Genomic DNA, 18,824 nt, shown 5'->3' on the forward strand with positions numbered 1-18,824 from the left:
TGCAATGTTTATTTGGATTCATGCACGGGACGGAGGTTGAGCACACGCCCCGTCTCGTTTACTTTTTGTGCAAAAGGCAGGGCCTTCCCGATACCGCTGGCATCCCAGTCCCGGCAATATGCCTCGATAGCTTCCTGATGGCTGCACCGAAGTTCCTTCTTGTAAAGCTTCAGTGCCTCCTTTTCCGCCCGTTCGGTCGTGTAGGTCATGTAGCACTCGTGCGGCTCTTCCACGCCGTACACGCCGCTGGTCGTCCCCCGACGGATAAACACTTCGCGGAAGAAGCTGCGCCCATCCTTGTTCTCCAAGCGGTTGATGGTAAATATCTTCTTGCAATCCACCTCGGTCAGACCAAGAATCTTTCGGATTTCGTCAAAGCGTTCCTTGAACTTGCTCTGGTCAAGCAGCATCACCACGTCCGAGTTGTTGATGATGGCCTCCTTCACGATTTCGCTGCCGATGATGTCCTGTATCTCCTGCGTCACCACGCCGACAGAAGCCCAAAACTTACGGGCGGTCTTGTACATGAACTTGATGTATTCCGCCATGAGCGGGCTGGCAATGGCCTTCCACGCCTCTTCGATGACAAGGACTTTACGGGTCTTCTTGATGCGCATTTTCTGCAGGAACACGTCCATGATAATCAGTGTGACAATGGGAAACAGTTTCTTGTTTTCCTTGATTGCATCCACTTCAAAGACGATGAATGTCTCGTCAAACAGTGCCGAATCCACATTCTCATTGAGAATCTTCTCATATGCGCCTCCCTTGTAGAACGGCTGCAGCATGGTCGAATAGGTCGAGTAGCTGATTGTCGTGATGTCATTTTCGGTGCAGATCTGCTCCAGACGGTCGAATGAGTAGTCAAAGAATGAGTTGAAGTTCAGTTCCGACACTTTGAGAGCCGCCCGCCGTGCCTCAAGCACCTCTATCTGTTTGCGCACCATCTCATCCACCTCTCTGGGTGGTTTGTTTGGGTTCTTTCGGCTGGCCGCCGCAAACAGGTTTTTCAGCAGTACCTCCCGTTGCTCGTCGGTGTATCTTGTAAATCCGTTGAAATAGGCATCATAGTAGTCTATGATTATCTGCTCGACAATGCGGAACTCGATTTCGGGAATCTGGCTGTCCGACCCTTTCCAAATCATCAGGATAAGGTTCTTGAGGAAGTCTATCTTCTCGATATTGTATTCCTCCCGGTTGATGCGAAACGGATTCATCGTAATAGGCCGTTCCTCGGTATAGGAGATATACTTGCCGCCCAGATACTCGCACAGTCCCTCGTATGAGTTCCCCGTATCGACCATCACCACATCCGTTCCCTGCTCATGGAGCTGGCGCACGACCGAGTTCATATGAAAACTCTTGCCGCTGCCCGAAGGCCCCAAACAGAAAAAATTGGAATTATCAGTCAGTTTATTCTTTCCCTCTTTTCCCGTGATGTCGATAGCCACCGGCACGCCCTGACGGTCGGTGTAGTAAATCTTCAGCGGCGTTTCCTCGCTGTGCAGCACACGCTCCTTGTACATCAGGCACATCGCCGCATCGGAAAGGGTCAGGAAACGGTCGTATTCCTCATTGAGCGTGTAGCAGTTGCCCGGAAACGAACCGACGAACAGTTCCAGTTGGTTGTATGCCCGCTTGCTGATATGGATACCCATACGCCCGAAAGCGTTTTCCAAGTGGTTCGTACACTTTTGCAGGTCTGCACCGGCAGACACGGCCACCACCATGTTGAAGTGTGTATATACCAGTTGCTTGCTCTCACGGGCGATGACTTCCTGCACACGCTTGATGTCCTCGACCGCCATCTGGTTGTTCGGATTGGGAATGCTCGCGTGGCGGTTCTTCTTTTTGTCGAGCAGCGACAGCTCACGCTTCTGGTTGGGCAGGAAGATGATTTGGTTATAGACCACCGTCTCGGCGTTCGGGATGCTGTCCACCACCGACACCAAATCGACGGGCATTTCCGTGTTGTTGACCTCGATATTCGTGTACGGACGTATCTGTGAGGGCAGTGCGGCACAGTCCACGTCCACAAGGCTGTACACCTTGCAGCGTTTGTCGCCCATCGACACGGTTTCATCGTCCGCCTTGAAGTTCGTCATCGACACGGTGCGGTCTTTGAAGTTCATGGCGAAGTAACGATCGACGTACTCGCTCGCTTCGGCTTTGTTCAGGAATCTGGCCTGTACGCCGCCGTCACGTAACTGGTCGTGTACTTTACGGATTTTCACAAGGAAGTCGCGCCACTTTTTGCTATCGAACGAGAACAGACGGCTTTTCTTCGCCTCTTGCGTGATGGTCAGGTAGCAAAGGCTGTCCGTGTAAGGACGTCCCTTGAAATAACGAAAATAGGATGAAGACAGGAACTCCTGACCGTCAGTCGGTTCGCTCGCAAACTGTTTCCTGACGAAGATGTCCTGCTTGTGGATGGCGTACCCTTCGCCCAACGTCTGCGCAAGGGCGGTGAACAAGTGTGTGAAGTCGTAGTAACTGTCAATGTCCGCCGAATATTTCTGTACCGGATTCTCTATCTTAAGTACGGCGGAATATTCGCCGGTCTTGGTGTACAGCACACCCACACCGTCCGTTTCCTCCGCCGAGAAATAGATGTCCTGAAAGATTCGCTTGCGCTTGCCGCCCGTACCGAACGCATAGACCGACAAGGCCATACCCGCGCACAAAGCGACAAAACATAAAATGATGTATAGGGTCATTTCGATATACGTGTAATTAAATAGGGGCAGGTTCGCCTTGCTTCAAGACAAACCCGCCCGCGTTCAACAATCAATAAAGCCATGCACATTGCCGTGATGGTTTTTCTTTCGTCAGATCTTGCGCGAGTGGGCATACACATACACACCCGGAACGACCTTCTTGCTATGCAGTCCTTTCCGCTGTTTGAGGAGGATGAGCACGATACCGGCCGATACGACGGCTGCCAGCACGACAAGCCCGGCAATGAAACCGAGCAGGCAGTAGGCGGCGACAAAGCCGACAATGGCTCCGCACGTCGTCACCGCCGCCCAATATATATACCGGCCTTGGATGCCCAAAAACTCAAGAGGCCGTTGCAGTCCCTTGAACAGCGGGTAGTCCGGATAGCGTTCGTCCTTGCCTTTCATACTTATCCTTGATGTTTAAGCGGCAATACCGAAGAACAGAGGCAACGCCTTGGCCGCCGCAATGAGGAAGATACAGGCTCCCACGACCATCATGATCTTCTTCTTGACGTCCTGCTCCTCGTTGTTCATGGCGATATATACCGAGATTGCACCCACGATGGCCACAACGCCGGCAATGGCGTAGCACAATTTCACCATAATAGGCACATACTTGGCAATCTCCTCCGCGACAGTGGATAATGCGCTCGTACCGGCGGAATAGTCGCCTGCGGAGTTCTGCGCTTTCGCCACCATGCCGGACAGCAGCATGAAGGAGAACATCATTACTTTGGTAGGGATTCCGTTGACGAATCCGAATGCCTTGCGGCACAGTTGTTTGGTTTTCTGAAACATACGTTTACTTTTTTAGTGAATACTTTATTTGTCTGCGACCTGATACAAGTAAGGTTATATGCGGTAGCCGAAGAAAACCGGGAAAACATAGAATGCCCCGATCAGGAACAGGCACGCACCTACAAGCGTCATTATCGACTTGGTGATGCCGTCCTCGCCCGTGTTCATCTTGATGTATATCTGACAGACGGACACGATGACGTAAACTCCGGCGATAGCGCAACAGATATACTGGACATAGAGCATCATCGTCACCACGAAGTCGTGCATCGTGGCCAACGCATCCGCTCCCCAGCTATAGTTCACGCTGCCGCTTTTGGCAAAAGTCGTGTAGGGGAACGGGAGGCACAGCGCACATAGAATCTTTTTAGCTTTCGACATCTCACAACCGGTCTTGAATTGGGTTCCACTTTATTTCCGGTCGGTTGTCTAACCGTCCCTTGGAAATCATAGCCTTGTACATCTCCTCCGACGTGCGTGCGTCCGACAGGTAAGGCGTGGTCTCTTCCATCTGTTCCTCCGCCTCGGCCTTCAGCCGTTCCAGTTTCTCCTGCGCCGTTCCCGGTTTGTCCTTGACATCCTCAAGGGATGTTTCGGAAGAGGTAGCCGTACTTTCCGTCTCGTAGTTCTCGCTACCGATACTGAAGCCGGTCTCGCTTTCCGTGACAGCCACACTCTCTTCCTCTTCCGGTGCGCCGAGGTCGAAAACTTCCTCGTTCGGTTTGTCCGTCCCCTTTTTCCCGTAGATGTCATGCGCTATGATGACGGCGTAGTAAATGATGTAGGCAACCGTCAGGACGATGGCAAAAATGAAATATGAGTTCATGTATTTAGTATGAATATTAAAATTTGTATTAGTATGATTTTGCAAAGAAACGCACGAAATATAAAACCATAAAATAATTGAGCATTAAACATCTATTTCGTTAATGAGATTTATGTAATTTCCAAAAATCGAACTATTAAATCGTACTATATTGCAGTCTCTATGGAGGGAAATGGAGAAATCGGGGCATAAAAAAAGCTCTCGTGGTGGAGAGCTTTAGGTGGCAAAGGAGAACACTGAATATCAGCGTTTCTTTCCGCGCAGGTAATCGTTCAGGTCTTTGTATTCCGCATAGTGGCAGGATTCATCGCTGACACGTCCATCATACATCCCGGCAATGGTCTCTGTGGTTCTCTGCCCGGCAAGGTCATTGTCGAGATAACAGTGGATGACCGAATATTCCTGTAAACGTGCCAGCGTCTTTTTCAAGTTGTTTACCGAGTTCATCACGAGGTAGTCGCATGGCATGGCAAGACAGACCGTTCGGTCGCCTGCCAGTTTCAGTGTCATATAGGAAAGGAAATCCATGAAGCCCTCGAAAACACAGACATTTTCCTGTGTCTCTTCTGTCAGATGTCTTATCAATGAGATGTCCTTGTTGTTCAGGCATCCCTTGTAATAGGCGTTGCGCACCTCGTAACCACCGGAGGTATTGCCGAATGCGAGAGCGAAATAATGACGGCCTCGCAGTTCATAATGCACCTCCTTGCAATACATACGGCCGATGTCCGCGTCGATAAGCCGGGATTGGAGGTAAGAGAACAGGGCGTGATGGCGGAGTGGAATCACGATCACGTCTTTCATTTCAGCCTCCACCGGTCGGGGTGGAGCGGTCGGCATACGGGTTCTCGGTAGTGATGCGCCATTCACAAGCCTCTCGATATACGCCAGTGCCTCGCTCACGCAGTCCGTCCGGCAAATGTATTTTGCCAGTTCCACCAGGTCGCCGCCGGTCGCCTCGCCGAAATCGTACCATTCATTGATTCGGTCATTCACCTTGAACGACGGGGTACGCTCGTTCCGTAACGGTGAGAAGTACCAGTATTGTTCCGATTTTATATGCTGTGCATGGTGGCCGAGCTGTGCCAGAAAATCCACGATGCGTACTTGTTTTGCTTCTGCTATGGTCATCTATTTTTCTTTCACTTGATTTCAAAAAAAGGTTTAGTTTAGTTTTTCCCCTATATATATAAATACTAAAGTAAACTAAATGATATAAGCCCGCGCACGACTTCATTCTTCATCAAAAAGCATGGCCTCGGTAGGCGTCATGTCGTAATAGAACAACTTGTCCCGTTTGATGATGAGCTTGAGGTTGTCTATCAGGTATTGCATCAGTTTTATCATGACACTCCGGCCGCGTTTGAACCCGATTGCCTCGTAGGAGACCATCAGGCTCTGCAGCAGGTTGTCGAATCCCCGGATGGGCTTTTCCCCGAATGCGGCAGAGAGAGCTTCGCGGTGCTGTTCGATGCTCAGTTCCGTAAACCCCGTTCTTGCCTTGGGCTTCGGGGGCTCGCCAAACGAGTGTACTTCCGCAATGACGGGCAGTCCTGTTTCATTGATGGTAAATGCAAACGGCTTGAACTCTTTTTCCCGGATATGGAGCGCATGGACTTCGCTGATGCCGGGATTCTCGTTACTCTTGCTGATGACCAGCACGGTCTCCGCCTTGTTGCTCATCTCCGTTCCGATATGTCCGCGCACGTTGTTGTCCCCTTTGTTCAAATGAAGCACACAGTGGATGTGCAGGTCGTATCTCGAAGACCATTCCATCATCCGGTTGATGACTTCCACCGATTCACCGGCATTATTGATGTCGAGCATCAGGTCGCGAATGCCGTCGATGATGACCAGTCCGTAGCCTTTCTGTTGGCGCAGCGCATAGTCGATGACCTCGATACGCACCGACGGCGAATATTCACGCAGGCAGAAAAAATCGAGATTCTCCGGATCGGTCGTCGTGGGCAACCCGGCCAGCCGCAATATACGCTCCAATACCGAGCGGCAATGGAAACGGCTCTGTTCCGTATCGACGTACAGAATACGCTGTTTGCCTTCGGGCAGATGTGCACGGTAGTTCAATACTTGTTTCCCCGCCAATGATGCGGCGACAAGCGCAGAGACGTTGAACGTCTTTTTCGATTTCGCCTTGCCAGTCGATGCACTGAAATTGCCGAGCGTGGCAATCGTTGAGTTATCTATCCAGATGATTTGCGGAGGGGTCTCATAAATGTCCGTCGCCTTGATTTGCGAGGCATGGAGGATGTCCGACAGGCGGTGTTCATCCATCCCCATGCTGGTTGTGCGGTCAATCCTTCTTTCGTTTTCCATAGCGTCTCTTGTTAAGGAACGGTTCTGTGGCGGCGGCTTCCGTCACCCTGCGCACTGCCTCGTTCATGGTAGGTTCATAATTCTGCAACAGCCATTCGTCCAATTCCTCCTTGGCGAAATAAACCATTTTACCGCGCGGTTTGTAGTGCGGTATCTCCTTGCTCGATGTGAGCTTGTACAGCATACTTTCAGAAACCCCGATATACATGCAGGCTTCCTGAAATGTGAAAACTCTCTTGGTCGTGAAGATGGTATTTTCCAGCAGCGTAATACGCTCCAAGAGACTTTCGACCGGTTCCAATTTCTTCAGTACCGATTCGATGGCGGCGAGCCGTCCGCTCATCCGCTCCATGAATGTCATTCTATTCGGCATAATAACACAGTTTGATTTTTGACAATGGAGATGAAACCTCCGTTATGCAGCGCGCTAACGGAGGTCAAAGGTATGTCCTGTAAACGAAGATGCCGTGATTTGGGGAATGATACTATGCACGTGTCATTGTAACTCTCATGCTTTTACCTTTCACATACTTCGCTTCTTGTCACTTTCTGTCATTCTTTCAGCCGATCAATGACCTTTCGGATGCTGTATGCGACCGATGTCATGTTGTTCTTGATGGATGACAGCGCGGAAGACAGGGTTGACACCGAAACGGAGCGTGTCCCGTCCTTGGACTGCAGGAATGCGCCCTTGCCGAGAACATTCTGCCACCGAGATTGGATGAACGAGTTTTCAAGAAGCGCATCGAACAGGATTACCACACGGCGGATATTGTTCACGCGGATGGAAAAGCCCTTCTTGCAGGCGAAGAGAGCCTCCATGTCTTCAATGCGTACAGAAACACAGAACAGATGATAAGTATTGGCGCAAGCCACTATACTTTTCATCTGTTCCGGGGTAAAATTACAACCAAAAGAAAGAGAGAGAGCCGCAGGTCGGTTGATACGGGGCGGACCAAGCGGAGACAACGATTCCGAGGTGTCATACATCCGTTTCAACTTCATGCACTCATTAAACGTGAAATCCGGTGCGGCAAAGCAGGGCTGGACGGAACTGGCGCACTCGGTCAGCAGCCCCTTGACAATGTGGATGTTCATTTCGTGGCAGTTCCGGCAGGCCGCATGGTCACAGTCTATGTACCGGTGTCCGTTTACGAAATCGTCCACATAGCGGTGGTACTGTTTACCACCCAACACAACATCGTGGAGATAAACTGTTTTTGCTTCGGTAAGCAGGGCGAAAAGTTCATTCGCCACATCCTTGTCCGCAGCGAAGTGCTGCAGGTGTTGGCTCCCTCCAAAAAGAGAGAAGGCCGTCTTCAGGTCTTTTCATGTCGATTTACCTTTTTGAGTTTATAATATGTGATGGAAGCATTAACTTCGGTTGCATTTACAACCGGAGAAATGCCGTAAATATATGTTTGTAAATTAGACATGGACCACAGAATGCCTTCAATTAGTGAAACAAACCGTTTACAAGATTCACAGCCTCGTCCTTTTTCTTATTGATAATCTTGGCATACACCTGTGTCATTTTCACATCGGCATGGCCGAGCAGCTTCGAGACAGTATATAAGTCCGCTCCGAGCGTCAGCATCATGGTGGCAAACGTATGGCGACTGGTGTGGTAGGAGAACCGCTTGGAGATTCCGGCTGCTTTCGCCCAAGGTTTGAGCTGCATTCTGATTGTATTGGCGGACGGCAGGTCGAACACATTATCTTCTGATGATTTGCCCCCACGTTCCGGCATCCACTTCAACGCTTCAGGAGAGAGGGGCAGGTAAATAGGCTCTTTGGTCTTTTTCATGGACACGGCCAAACGGTACTGTCCCCTGTCAACGAACACGTCATTCCATTTCAGCTTGATTATATCGCTGATGCGTAATCCGCAAAAGCAGGAGAACAGATATGCGCATTTTACAATCTCGTATTCCTCGTGGGGCATAGGAGTGTCAATCAACGCCTGTACCTCTTCGATGGTCATGTACGACCGCATACTCTCCGGCTTGCGGATTTTCTCCGACTTCTCAAGTTCGTTGAAAGGGTTGGCCTTCATCTTTTTCTTCCTGACGGCAGAGTTCAACGCACCGTTCAACGCACGGTAATAATTGTGAAGCGTGTAGTTCGATATGTCCTTGCCTTTCGGATGATATTCCGTCAGCAGATAAGTGATGTAGCCACGACAAAAGTCCCCGTCAATCTGATCCAGTGTGACCATTTCTCCGGCATAGTCTTTCAGTATGCGCATGGCAATCTTGATTTGACTGCCATCTTTCTTACCGGCACTCTCTTGAGCCTCCATATAAACCTGCATCCAATCCAGCAGGAAAGTCTTGTCCTTACGGAATACAATCCCGGCCTCATTACTGGTCAGTTCGATAATACGCTTCGACTTGATGGCATTGGCGGCGTCCATTGTCGTCTGATTCTGCCTGCGGGAGTTGCTATCCGTTTCCGGGATAATATACATCTTGAGGTATTCATATGTCCGCTTTCCGTCGCGGTATATATCCAGATACAGGCTCTTGCTGCCATTGCTCAGCGACTTCATCCGAAGACGAATTGGCTCTTTGACTTTTGTATGATTCTTAACTCGTGCCATAGGGATTCCTTTCTCATTTTTTCTACTGCAAATATACGAATAAGTATCGAATTTGAGAAACAAATGAGAAACAAAATTGCACCAAACAAGAGCCAATCTACTGAAAGTACTGAAAACAACCGAAAATAAAAATAAGATTATAAAACTTTGATTTACAGGATATTTGTTATCAATTTATTGGATGTTGTTTTCATTCTATACATATAATGCGTAAATCTGGCACATTTAGCACTAGCAGGTAATAGGCGGTCAGTCTCCACGTCCACATTGTATATATATTTGTTATATATCTCAATGGGCGTGGAGCTATTGCTTATTATTCTAGTGCGGGCTTGCCAGAGCCTCTCATGAGATAGTATAGTAATAGTTTCTGCGCCTTCTTTTTGGAGATACGCAAATACACAAACAAATAAAAAATAGTAGTGATGAATGATTCTACTTGTCCCCGTCCCTGCCTGATGAAGCTTGATTTACAAAGCTCCACCAATAAACTTGCCTTTTTGAAAGACAACTGGCCCAGCTTTGGACAGATTGAGAGTATCGACCGATTATCGGAAACAGAATTACGATGTACCCTTTGCCTGCTGGATGTGGTGCTGGCTGCTTTGGCTAAAGATGAATGCTTCTGTCCGAATCGGGAAATCATTCGTTTGGTATTGACACGTACCTATGTGCAGAATAGGTGTGAGCTATGCGAGACAGAAGAAATACGTTCGAAGTTGGTGAAGGGCTTTTGTACAAGGGAGAAGAAGAACGGATTGAGCAGGAAGAACAATATCCGGAGAAGAGGGATTTCTGTTTTTTATGGTGCCATATTGCGTATGCTATCTCTATTCTCCTCCTTCAGGAAGGAGGAGAATAGAGATACTACCGACTTTTAGTCAGCCTCATCGGAAGCTCCGATGAATAAGGAGTTTGACGACCAATGGTGAAAGATGACAGATGAAAGCTCGTTTTTTCGCCAGGAAGTGATTGTGTTTATTCTACTACTATTTGTTTATCTTTATACTGGAAGTGTGCGATGCCTAAATCATTCAGTACATTCAGTAGAGTCTTTATCGGAACATTCCGGCTGAAACGGAAATGGACTCGTTTGTGTAAAAGGTCTGCAGAATGGCAGATGACGCTGATATTATACCAGGTCCCTATATTTTGCAGTACGGTTATCATTTCGGTGTTGTCATAATAAAACTCATCTTTGGTCCATCCTTCTTTTTCTGTCCGTGTGGCTTTCGCCAGACGAATGTCGCCGCTTGTGGTCAGTGTGGCACATTGTCCGGGTACTATTTCTTTCTCAATGGGAGAGGCTGCTTTGCCGACCTTTACTCGTCCTTGATACAGGGTGACGGCGGGGGCATTGCCGGGATAGGCATTTACGTCGAATACGGTGCCCAGCACTTGTGTCTGCATTTTATCGGCAGAGACGATGAAGGGGCGGTGGGCGTCTTTGGTTACTTCGAAGCGTGCTTCTCCGGTGAGGTTTACGGTGCGGCTTCCCTGAGAGGAAAACTCTTTGGGGTATTCCAGACGGCTGTTTGCACTTAAAAGGACGTGACTTCCGTCCTCCAATGTGAGGCGGGTGGTTGTGGCGGGCGGGGTAGATACGATGATTCTGCCGTTCTCTTCGATAGTGGTAATTTGTTCCGGTGCATGGAGGGCGGTGAAGATTTCGATGTTCTGCAGGATGCCGTCCTTGTCTGTGATGTGCCAAGGGGACCAAAGTAACAATAACAGGGCAATGGCTGCTGCCACACCACCGGATAGACAGATGCGGAGATAAAGTTTGCGTTTCTGCTGTGCCTGCCGTTGCAGGAATGTGCTCCATTCTTCCCGGACTTCGTCCGGCAGAGGCAGATCACCCAACGCTTCACCAAAGGCATTTTGCAGACGGCGTATTTCTGCGTTTTCAGAGAATGGGGTTTGGTTGTCCGTTGCCAGTCCACAACTGTTGCTGTCTGCCGGTTCGCAACTGTTGCTGTCTGTCGGTTCAGAACTATCGCTGTCTGCCAGCCTGCAACTGTCGTTGTCTGCTGTCAGTCCGTAGCCGGAACCTTCTTCTTTGCTGGTACGTTTTTCTTTTTCTTCCATAGCGTGTCCTCCTTCTTTATTCTTTCATGGCTTCGCGTAGTGTACGCAATGCTTTGGATATATGTTTTTTTACCGTGTCGGGACTGATGCCGAGTTGTTGGGCGACTTCCCGATAGGTGAGATGTTCGTAATAGCATAGCCGCAGGATGGTGCAAGTCGGTTCCGGCAGGCTTCGGGCTATCGTTTCCGCTTTCTGCAACAGTGCTTCGTGTTCCCGATAGTTACTTTTTACATCGGCCAGCGTCGCTTCGTAGAGTGCTTTCGCATTGTCCCGTTCCACTTGCAGATGCTTCATCCGGTTGAGGCAGGTGTTGCGGACTGCTGTATAAATCCAGCCTCCGCGGTCGGCCTCGTCCAATTGGTCGAAGTGTTTCCAGGCCTGTTCCATCACTTCGCTTACGATGTCCCGTGCTTCCTCTCCGTCGCCCATCAGTTGTGAGGCGTAACGGACCATTCGCGGGTACATTTCCGTAAACATTTGCCCGAAGGCCTCTCGTTTTGTCTGGTTTTTATGGAACAGGAACATTCTTTATCTGGATTCTGAAGCTGCAAAAATAGTACTTTTCCCTGAGTTCGACTAAAAAATCAGTAGTAACCTAAGTAGGGGGCTGATTAAAAAGTCGGTAGTAACTTTAATGTGTTCACCTACCACCTCCCCCTACGGGTACTCCTCCTTCCCGAAGGAGGAGATTGGGAATACTATTGACTTTTTAGTCAGCCTCTCTTGTGATGGAACCGACTTGTTGGTCATCTTTGTGAAACCGGGAATTACAAACGTGACTTTTCGCTTGCTCCGGCTCCGGTTCCTTTATATTTGCTCTTTGTGGCGTTGAACTGATAGCTCAGCCGGATACCGAAGCGCTGCTGATCGGTATATTCACGACTGGAACTGAAGGTACGGTCACCATAGATGGTGAAGTATCTGTGGGCGGTGTGAAAGATGTCTTTCGCGGTTAGCGATACTTTCAGCGCCTGGTCTTTCAGGAACGATTTGGTCAGTTGGGCATCTACTCTTCCTTCGGTTTTCCAGATGGCGTAACTTTGTTTGGCGCCGGGCGCCAGTTCTCCTTTGATGTTGAAGAACCAACCTTTAGGGAAACTGAAGTTGTTATCAAAAATGAAATAGAATCGCGGTTCATTCCAGTTTTGGGTGATGCCTATGGAGGTTGCGTGAGAGTTGAACCAGTCAATACCGGTGGTGAACTGAGGCTGCCATATGCCGATCTTTGGCGAAAGGACGATGCTGCCTCCGTATCGGTTGGAATGCGGAATGCTTGCCCTGCCGAACAGCAATACACCGGGATGGTTGATGTCGTCATACGGTCGGGTGTAGCTGGTGTACATATTCCAGCAATGGTCGTAGTTGAGGCTGAAGTTGATCCATTTCCATCCGGCATCAAAGAAAGTCGCACGATGTATCTGAGGAACGAGAAACGGGTCTCCGCTCTGGTAGGAGTACTTGTTCTGATAGGTGACGGCGCTGGTGAGCATGTCATAACTGGGACTGTATTTCAGCGTCCGGTGAGAAAGGGCGAAGAACCAGTTGCCGGAGGTGTATCTGATGCTGACTACCGGTATCCAGTCGCGATAGGTGGGGCTTTGGTCGTCTTGGTGAATCCCTTTCTCGTAGTAATCTGTTTGTTGAAATTCATAGCGCAGTCCGGCAAGGATGTTGAACTTTCCCAATGGCAGGCTGTAGTCGATGAAGCCGGAGAGCATCGTTTGTTTGATGCGGTCGTCGGCATCGGCGGAGAAGCCGCTTTGGAGAAATACGTCGTGGCGGTTGGTGAATGTCTCTTCTGTGCCGAAACTGAGTTTGCCTTTCCAGAGTGGGGCGGTGAGCAGGAGTTTGGCGGCATAGAGGTGGTTGCGTACGCGGTTGCTCGAAGTGGCGTCTTCGATTCCGTTGTTTTCGGCATATTGACGGATGCGGTCCCGGCCGTACAGGTAGTCGGCGTTGAAGTCGATGTTCCATTTGCCGAAAGTGCCGTTGTAGTATCCGTTGGCTGCCTGCCACCAGCCGGTGTGGGCATCTGTTTGGCGGAGAGCGTGCAGGTGGTCTACTTCTTTGCCGTCTTGCAGGATGAGGGTGGTCCCTTCATTGGTAGTATGTGCATTGCCTATGTTCGTGCCGGGCATATAGCGCATACCGAATGACTGGTCTTCGTCGATTTCGTAGTTGAATCCCAGTTCGCCGTTGAAGGTGCGGTAGGTTTGTTTGCTTTTGTTTTCTGTCGATTGGTTCCAGTCGGACGAAGCATAAATGTCCTGGCTGGAGATGTTGGTTGTGTGATTGTTGATTTCCGCAAAGTCTCCTTTTACGAAAATATCCAGTCCGCCGGTACGGTAGTTCAGGGATATGCCTTCGTTGCCGATCGGTTCGCGTCCTTGCGAGTAGTCGGTGTAGAAACTGCCGCTCATTCCCTGTCCGCGTTTGCGGATGGTGCGCAGACGGATGACGGCGCCTACCGAAGAGCCATATTGTACGCCCGGTGTAGTGATGATTTCTGCCGATAGTATTTCATTGGCTTGCAGACGGTCCAGTTCGGTCTTGTCTCTGACTTTGCGGCCGTTGATATAGATTTCAGGAGTGCCTCTGCCCAGTACGGTAAATTCTCCGTCCGAGCCGGTGACAAAAGGGAGGTGGGAGATCATTTCTTTGGCCGATCCCATCAGTGAAAGGGGTGTTCCGGCTATATTGGCCTTCAACGTTCCGTCTTTCCGTTCTATCAGCGGGCGGGAGGCGGTGACGACTACTTCTTTCAGTAACTCTGTGTCGGGTTGCAGGTGGATGGTGTTTTGTTGCCGGCAGGGGATGATTTGCGGACGGTATCCTATGTAGGTCGCTTTCAGCAGACAGTCTTCTCCCGCTACCGGGGGCAGATGGAAGGAGCCGTCTTCTTCGGTCACGCTTCCGGCAAGGAAACTGGAATCGGCGGCAAGGGCGAGAATGTTGACAAAGGGCAGGGGGGCTCCTTTTTCGTCATATACTTTGCCTGCTATGGCGATGGCTTTGTCCGATTTCTTCCGCTGCACGACGAAATACTCTTCCCGTTCGATGCAAAGGAAGGGTTTGCCGGTCAGTACAAGGTCGATGGCTTCGCGTTCCGTCTTTTCATGGATGCTGACGGTCACCCGATAACTTTCTGTTCCGTTGTAGGTGAAGAGGATGTTTTTTCCTCCTGCCTTTTCCAACTGCTTCAGTGCTTCGGGCAGGCTTTCGTTCTTTAGCTCTAGTGAGAATTTCTTGATGGCGGTCTGCGCCTGCAAAGGAGAGAGGGCAAAAAATAAACCGTATCCCATCAGTAACCAGCTGATTGCTGTCCAAGTAAAACCAAACTGTCGTATCATACTTCTGTTTTAATGATTTTACTTATACTACAACCAAGGTGTCTGATCGGGTACGGTTGATCCGTTTTATTTTTCGATGTTTATTTCAACTTCTTCTGATACTCGCCCGAACGGAGGATTTCCAATGCTTTCTGCACACTTTCGTTCGTCGTATTCATGACGCGGAAATACTCGTTCATATCCCAGAGGTCGCGGGCTATCAGTGCTTTCAACTGTGTCTTGATCAGCGGAAGTGCCTTCTGATACTGCTCTTCGTTAAACTTCACCCCTTCTTTCTCGCCCATTTCGCGGAGGGTGGCGAGCATATCGTCGTCGATAACAAACTTTTCGTTGAAGCTGTCGAACTTCTTATATTTATCGGCCAGTTCCTTGCGGTGGTCTTCGATGAATTTCATCGTGAATTTGATGATGACTCCTTTGCCGACCAGCTTCCGGTGATAGTCCGTGTAGAGAGTCGTATCAATCGGAACGAAGTAGTCCGGCATGATGCCGCCTCCGCCGTAGACGGTACGTTTCAGTTTCTTGGTCTGCACTTTCAGCGAGTCGGGGAAGTGGATGCTGTCGGCATTCATCAGTTCTCCGTGGTTGAAGCGGTCTATCAGGTCTTTGTTGTAATCGGTCGAACTGTCATAAGGCTTTTGGATGCAACGACCGGCAGGGGTGTAGTACCGTGCAATGGTCAGTCGGATCATGGAGCCGTCCGGCAGGTCGATAGGACGTTGCACCAGTCCTTTGCCGAAAGAACGGCGGCCTACGATGATACCTCTGTCCCAGTCCTGCACTGCGCCGCTCACGATTTCGCTGGCGGAAGCGGTGTATTCGTCTACCAATACGATGAGGCGGCCGTCACGGAACTCTCCGTTTCCTTTGGCGAAGAACTCGCTGCGCTGTGCGGTCCGGCCTTCGGTGTAAACAATCAGTTCCTTCTGTCCGAGGAATTCGTTGGCAAGGTCGATGGCGGCGTTCAGATATCCTCCGCCGTTGCCTTGCAGGTCGAGGATGAGGTCTTTCATGCCTTGCTGTTGCAGGTCTTTCATTGCCTTCTTGAATTCTTCGGCGGTGGTTGCGCCAAAGCGGTTGACGCGGATGTATCCGATCTTTGGCTGAATCATGTAGGAAGCGTCGAGACTCAGGATAGGTATCTTATCTCTTTTCACGGTGAACACGAGCGGGTCTTGTACTCCACGGCGGACGATGGTCAGGTTGACTTTCGAACCTTTCGGGCCACGCAGGCGCTTCATGATATCTTCCGTGCTCATTTTTACTCCTGCGATGGCGGAGTCGTTGACGGCAATGATGCGGTCGCCGGCAAGGATGCCCACTTTCTCGGAGGGGCCGTTGCTGACGGGTTGTACGACGAGCAGGGTGTCCTCGATCATCTGGAACTGTACGCCGATACCTTCGAAGTTGCCTTGAAGCGGTTCGTTCATCTTCTTCACTTCTTCGGCATCCGAGTAAGTGGAGTGCGGGTCGAGCTGTGCCAGCATCTTGATGATAGCTTCTTCTACCAGTTTGTCTTCATCTACTTTGTCTACGTAGAAGTTGGAAATCGCGAATTCCGCCATTTGGAGTTTGCGCATGGCGGCAGAGCCGAAACTTTGGGCCTGTGCAGCAGACGTTGCCAACAGACAAACCAGGAGGGCGTATACTTTAATCTTCTTCATCATCATTAATTATTATTTCAAGTTTCGCAAGTTACCTTTGCGTTATCCAAACTATCTTCATTCCCCTGAGGCTGACTTTAAAGTCAGCCTCAATAGAGATACTACCGACTTTCAATTTATCTCCATTCCTTCGGGGATAAACTGGCTGATATCTTTGTTGTAAGTCAGCAGCTCGCGTACAATCGTTGAGCTGACGCAGGTCAGTTCCGGTTCTGTGAAGAGCAGGATGGTTTCGATGCCCGCCAGTTTGCGGTTGATGTCCGCGATTGTTTCTTCGTACTCGAAATCCTTGACCGTGCGGATGCCGCGAACGATGAATTGTGCTTCTACCTGTTGGGCAAAGTCTATCGTCAGACAGTCGTAAGACATCACTTTGATGCGGGGATTGTCCTTGTAGAGATTCCGGATCATTTCTTCTCTTTTCTCGATGGGGAAATAGGTATTCTTGTTTTCGTTGATACCGATCCCGATGATTATCTCGTCCATAAAGGTGAGTGCACGTTCCACTACCGAATAATGACCGATGGTGAAGGGGTCGAATGTACCCGGAAATATTGCTTTTCTCATGATGCCAAGTCTTCTTCTATAACCAGATTGTCTATAATAAAGTTCTGTCGTTCCATTGTATTCTTGCCCATGTAGAACTCCAGCAGTTCTTTTACGGCATCTGTCTTACGCAATGTCACTTGTTCCAGGCGCATATCCTTGCCGATAAAGTGCTTGAATTCGTCCGGTGATATTTCTCCGAGTCCCTTGAATCGGGTGATTTCCGGGTTGGGGCTTAGTTCGTTGATGGCGTTCACCCGTTCGTCCTCGCTGTAGCAGTACACCGTTTTCTTCTTGTTGCGCACGCGGAATAACGGCGTTTGCAGAATATATACGTGACCTTTCTTGATGAGGTCGGGGAAGAATTGCAGGAAGAACGTGATGAGCAGCAGGCGGATGTGCATACCGTCCACATCGGCATCGGTGGCAACGATCACTTTGTTGTAACGGAGTCCTTCTATGCCGTCTTCTATATTTAACGCAGCTTGCAGCAGGTTGAACTCTTCGTTTTCGTAGACTACCTTTTTCGTCAGTCCGAACGAGTTCAGCGGTTTACCGCGAAGGCTGAATACTGCCTGAGTGTTTACGTCACGGCTTTTGGTGATGGAACCGCTCGCCGAGTCTCCCTCGGTGATGAAGATGCAGGAGTCTTCTTCCATTCCTTTCCCTTTCGGGTCGTTGAGGTGGATGCGGCAGTCGCGCAACTTGCGGTTGTGCAGGTTGGCCTTCTTGGCACGTTCGCGTGCCAGCTTCGTGACGCCTGCGATGGCTTTCCGTTCCTTTTCCGATTCCTGTATCTTTTGCTGCATTACTTCCGCTACGTCCGCGTTTTTGTGCAGGAAGTTGTCTACTTCCAACTTGATGAAGTCGCCTACGTATTTGTTGACTGTCACGCCGCCGGGAGTCATGTTGGTAGATCCCAGTTTCGTTTTGGTCTGGCTTTCGAAGATCGGCTCTTCCACATTGACGGCGATGGCGGCAACCAGTCCGTTACGGATGTCGGTATAGTCCATGTTCTTGTTGAAGAACTCTTTGATGGTACGGGCGATATGTTCTTTGAAAGCACTCTGATGGGTACCCCCCTGTGTGGTGTGCTGACCGTTGACGAAGGAGTAATATTCTTCTCCGTACTGTCCGGTGTGAGTGAAGGCGATTTCGATGTCTTCTCCTTTCAGGTGGACGATGGGATAGAGGCCGGTTGCCGTCATGTTGTCGTTCAGCAGGTCTACCAGACCGTTGCGCGACAGGATGCGGTGACCGTTGTAAATGATGGCGAGTCCCGTGTTGAGGTACGTATAGTTACGCAACATGGTCTCGATAAATTCGGGCTTGAAGCAGTAGTTGACGAACAGCGTATTGTCCGGTTCGAAGAAGATAAAGGTTCCGTTGTCCTCTTCGGTGTCCTGCGTCACGTCGGTCTGCAGGTTTCCTTTGGAGAATGTGGCGATACGCACTTTACCGTCACGGTAACTGCGTACTTCAAAACGAGAGCTCAATGCGTTGACGGCTTTCACACCGACACCGTTCAGTCCGACGCTTTTCTTAAATGCCTTGCTGTCGTATTTACCACCCGTGTTCAGTACGCTTACGGCTTCTACCAGCTTTCCCTGCGGGATGCCTCGTCCGTAGTCGCGTACGCTGACGCGGAGGTTCTCTTCAACGGTAATTTCGATTTTCTTACCGGCTTGCATTTTGAACTCGTCGATACTGTTGTCAATGACTTCTTTGAGGAGGACATAGATTCCGTCTTCGGCGTGCGCGCCATCGCCCAGCCTACCGATGTACATACCGGGGCGTGTGCGCACATGTTCCATGTCGCTCAGGTGGCGGATGTTGTCGTCAGTGTACTCTACTGCATTGTTGTTGTCTACAGATATCAATTCGTTCTCTTCCAT

The 18,824-nt window shown here is 49.8% G+C and carries 17 protein-coding genes; 1 reads left to right on the forward strand and 16 read right to left on the reverse strand.

Translation table 11 applies throughout. From position 1 onward, the window contains the following. Positions 1–8 precede the first annotated feature (8 nt). The 10 genes from KTR07_RS04475 to KTR07_RS04520 form a co-directional block, all read right to left on the reverse strand. Positions 9–2,717 (reverse strand): hypothetical protein, encoded by a 2,709-nt coding sequence (locus KTR07_RS04475; protein ID WP_004320448.1) that lies wholly within the window; start codon positions 2,715–2,717, stop codon positions 9–11. 111 nt (positions 2,718–2,828) lie between these two features. After that, complete coding sequence (locus KTR07_RS04480) at positions 2,829–3,125, reverse strand: DUF4133 domain-containing protein (RefSeq protein ID WP_004320446.1); 297 nt, start codon at positions 3,123–3,125, stop codon at positions 2,829–2,831. Positions 3,126–3,140: 15 nt separating this feature from the next. After that, positions 3,141–3,518 carry a DUF4134 domain-containing protein gene (locus KTR07_RS04485; protein WP_004320444.1) on the reverse strand — a complete coding sequence of 126 codons (378 nt, stop codon included), beginning with the start codon at positions 3,516–3,518 and terminating at the stop codon, positions 3,141–3,143. A 54-nt stretch (positions 3,519–3,572) separates the two neighbouring features. Next, positions 3,573–3,899: a DUF4134 domain-containing protein gene (locus KTR07_RS04490; protein ID WP_005679963.1), complete on the reverse strand. Its 327-nt coding sequence runs from the start codon at positions 3,897–3,899 to the stop codon at positions 3,573–3,575. Between the two features lies 1 nt (position 3,900). After that, positions 3,901–4,344 carry a hypothetical protein gene (locus KTR07_RS04495; protein ID WP_004320438.1) on the reverse strand — a complete coding sequence of 148 codons (444 nt, stop codon included), beginning with the start codon at positions 4,342–4,344 and terminating at the stop codon, positions 3,901–3,903. A gap of 243 nt (positions 4,345–4,587) precedes the next feature. Continuing rightward, positions 4,588–5,475 carry a toprim domain-containing protein gene (locus tag KTR07_RS04500; protein ID WP_004320436.1) on the reverse strand — a complete coding sequence of 296 codons (888 nt, stop codon included), beginning with the start codon at positions 5,473–5,475 and terminating at the stop codon, positions 4,588–4,590. A gap of 102 nt (positions 5,476–5,577) precedes the next feature. Next, complete coding sequence (locus KTR07_RS04505; RefSeq protein WP_007487638.1) at positions 5,578–6,678, reverse strand: AAA family ATPase; 1,101 nt, start codon at positions 6,676–6,678, stop codon at positions 5,578–5,580. Beyond that, positions 6,656–7,051 carry a helix-turn-helix domain-containing protein gene (locus tag KTR07_RS04510; protein WP_004320431.1) on the reverse strand — a complete coding sequence of 132 codons (396 nt, stop codon included), beginning with the start codon at positions 7,049–7,051 and terminating at the stop codon, positions 6,656–6,658. Before KTR07_RS04510 ends, KTR07_RS04505 begins: the two co-directional genes overlap by 23 nt. A 179-nt stretch (positions 7,052–7,230) precedes the next feature. Then, positions 7,231–7,935, reverse strand: a complete 705-nt coding sequence (locus KTR07_RS04515) for a hypothetical protein (protein ID WP_005679961.1) — start codon at positions 7,933–7,935, stop codon at positions 7,231–7,233. A 199-nt stretch (positions 7,936–8,134) separates the two neighbouring features. Continuing rightward, the gene (locus tag KTR07_RS04520) at positions 8,135–9,280 is read right to left on the reverse strand and encodes a site-specific integrase (protein ID WP_004320429.1); all 1,146 of its coding nucleotides are present in this window, start codon (positions 9,278–9,280) and stop codon (positions 8,135–8,137) included. 425 nt (positions 9,281–9,705) lie between these two features. Between KTR07_RS04520 and KTR07_RS04525 the strand changes: the two genes are divergently transcribed. After that, positions 9,706–10,161, forward strand: a complete 456-nt coding sequence (locus tag KTR07_RS04525) for a hypothetical protein (protein ID WP_008767310.1) — start codon at positions 9,706–9,708, stop codon at positions 10,159–10,161. Between the two features lie 97 nt (positions 10,162–10,258). On the opposite strand, the gene KTR07_RS04530 is transcribed toward KTR07_RS04525, so the two are convergent. The 6 genes from KTR07_RS04530 to KTR07_RS04555 form a co-directional block, all read right to left on the reverse strand. Next, on the reverse strand, positions 10,259–11,368 hold the full coding sequence (locus KTR07_RS04530) for a FecR family protein (RefSeq protein WP_103877595.1): 1,110 nt from the start codon (positions 11,366–11,368) through the stop codon (positions 10,259–10,261). A gap of 16 nt (positions 11,369–11,384) precedes the next feature. Next, positions 11,385–11,894 (reverse strand): RNA polymerase sigma-70 factor, encoded by a 510-nt coding sequence (locus KTR07_RS04535; RefSeq protein ID WP_008761748.1) that lies wholly within the window; start codon positions 11,892–11,894, stop codon positions 11,385–11,387. Between the two features lie 242 nt (positions 11,895–12,136). Beyond that, the gene (locus KTR07_RS04540) at positions 12,137–14,719 is read right to left on the reverse strand and encodes an outer membrane beta-barrel family protein (protein ID WP_217315206.1); all 2,583 of its coding nucleotides are present in this window, start codon (positions 14,717–14,719) and stop codon (positions 12,137–12,139) included. A gap of 80 nt (positions 14,720–14,799) precedes the next feature. Beyond that, positions 14,800–16,383 (reverse strand): S41 family peptidase, encoded by a 1,584-nt coding sequence (locus KTR07_RS04545; RefSeq protein ID WP_217315208.1) that lies wholly within the window; start codon positions 16,381–16,383, stop codon positions 14,800–14,802. 111 nt (positions 16,384–16,494) lie between these two features. Beyond that, on the reverse strand, positions 16,495–16,950 hold the full coding sequence (coaD, locus tag KTR07_RS04550) for a pantetheine-phosphate adenylyltransferase (protein WP_008761751.1): 456 nt from the start codon (positions 16,948–16,950) through the stop codon (positions 16,495–16,497). Continuing rightward, the gene (locus KTR07_RS04555) at positions 16,947–18,824 is read right to left on the reverse strand and encodes a DNA topoisomerase IV subunit B (protein WP_008761752.1); all 1,878 of its coding nucleotides are present in this window, start codon (positions 18,822–18,824) and stop codon (positions 16,947–16,949) included. The genes coaD and KTR07_RS04555 overlap by 4 nt, the downstream gene beginning before the upstream one ends.

It is taken from the genome of Bacteroides sp. MSK.20.82, from assembly GCF_019052485.1.
GTDB classification, from domain to species: domain Bacteria; phylum Bacteroidota; class Bacteroidia; order Bacteroidales; family Bacteroidaceae; genus Bacteroides; species Bacteroides thetaiotaomicron.

What these genes read in the sequence shown, in the direction of transcription:
- KTR07_RS04540 (WP_217315206.1), bottom strand. Translation starts at nt 14,719, where the DNA reads ATGATACGACAGTTTGGTTTTACTTGGACAGCAATCAGCTGGTTACTG.
- KTR07_RS04480 (WP_004320446.1), bottom strand. Translation starts at nt 3,125, where the DNA reads ATGAAAGGCAAGGACGAACGCTATCCGGACTACCCGCTGTTCAAGGGA.
- KTR07_RS04520 (WP_004320429.1), bottom strand. Translation starts at nt 9,280, where the DNA reads ATGGCACGAGTTAAGAATCATACAAAAGTCAAAGAGCCAATTCGTCTT.
- KTR07_RS04475 (WP_004320448.1), bottom strand. Translation starts at nt 2,717, where the DNA reads ATGACCCTATACATCATTTTATGTTTTGTCGCTTTGTGCGCGGGTATG.
- KTR07_RS04505 (WP_007487638.1), bottom strand. Translation starts at nt 6,678, where the DNA reads ATGGAAAACGAAAGAAGGATTGACCGCACAACCAGCATGGGGATGGAT.
- KTR07_RS04510 (WP_004320431.1), bottom strand. Translation starts at nt 7,051, where the DNA reads ATGCCGAATAGAATGACATTCATGGAGCGGATGAGCGGACGGCTCGCC.
- KTR07_RS04525 (WP_008767310.1), top strand. Translation starts at nt 9,706, where the DNA reads ATGAATGATTCTACTTGTCCCCGTCCCTGCCTGATGAAGCTTGATTTA.
- coaD (WP_008761751.1), bottom strand. Translation starts at nt 16,950, where the DNA reads ATGAGAAAAGCAATATTTCCGGGTACATTCGACCCCTTCACCATCGGT.
- KTR07_RS04535 (WP_008761748.1), bottom strand. Translation starts at nt 11,894, where the DNA reads ATGTTCCTGTTCCATAAAAACCAGACAAAACGAGAGGCCTTCGGGCAA.
- KTR07_RS04485 (WP_004320444.1), bottom strand. Translation starts at nt 3,518, where the DNA reads ATGTTTCAGAAAACCAAACAACTGTGCCGCAAGGCATTCGGATTCGTC.
- KTR07_RS04545 (WP_217315208.1), bottom strand. Translation starts at nt 16,383, where the DNA reads ATGAAGAAGATTAAAGTATACGCCCTCCTGGTTTGTCTGTTGGCAACG.
- KTR07_RS04490 (WP_005679963.1), bottom strand. Translation starts at nt 3,899, where the DNA reads ATGTCGAAAGCTAAAAAGATTCTATGTGCGCTGTGCCTCCCGTTCCCC.
- KTR07_RS04530 (WP_103877595.1), bottom strand. Translation starts at nt 11,368, where the DNA reads ATGGAAGAAAAAGAAAAACGTACCAGCAAAGAAGAAGGTTCCGGCTAC.
- KTR07_RS04495 (WP_004320438.1), bottom strand. Translation starts at nt 4,344, where the DNA reads ATGAACTCATATTTCATTTTTGCCATCGTCCTGACGGTTGCCTACATC.
- KTR07_RS04500 (WP_004320436.1), bottom strand. Translation starts at nt 5,475, where the DNA reads ATGACCATAGCAGAAGCAAAACAAGTACGCATCGTGGATTTTCTGGCA.
- KTR07_RS04555 (WP_008761752.1), bottom strand. Translation starts at nt 18,824, where the DNA reads ATGGAAGAGAACGAATTGATATCTGTAGACAACAACAATGCAGTAGAG.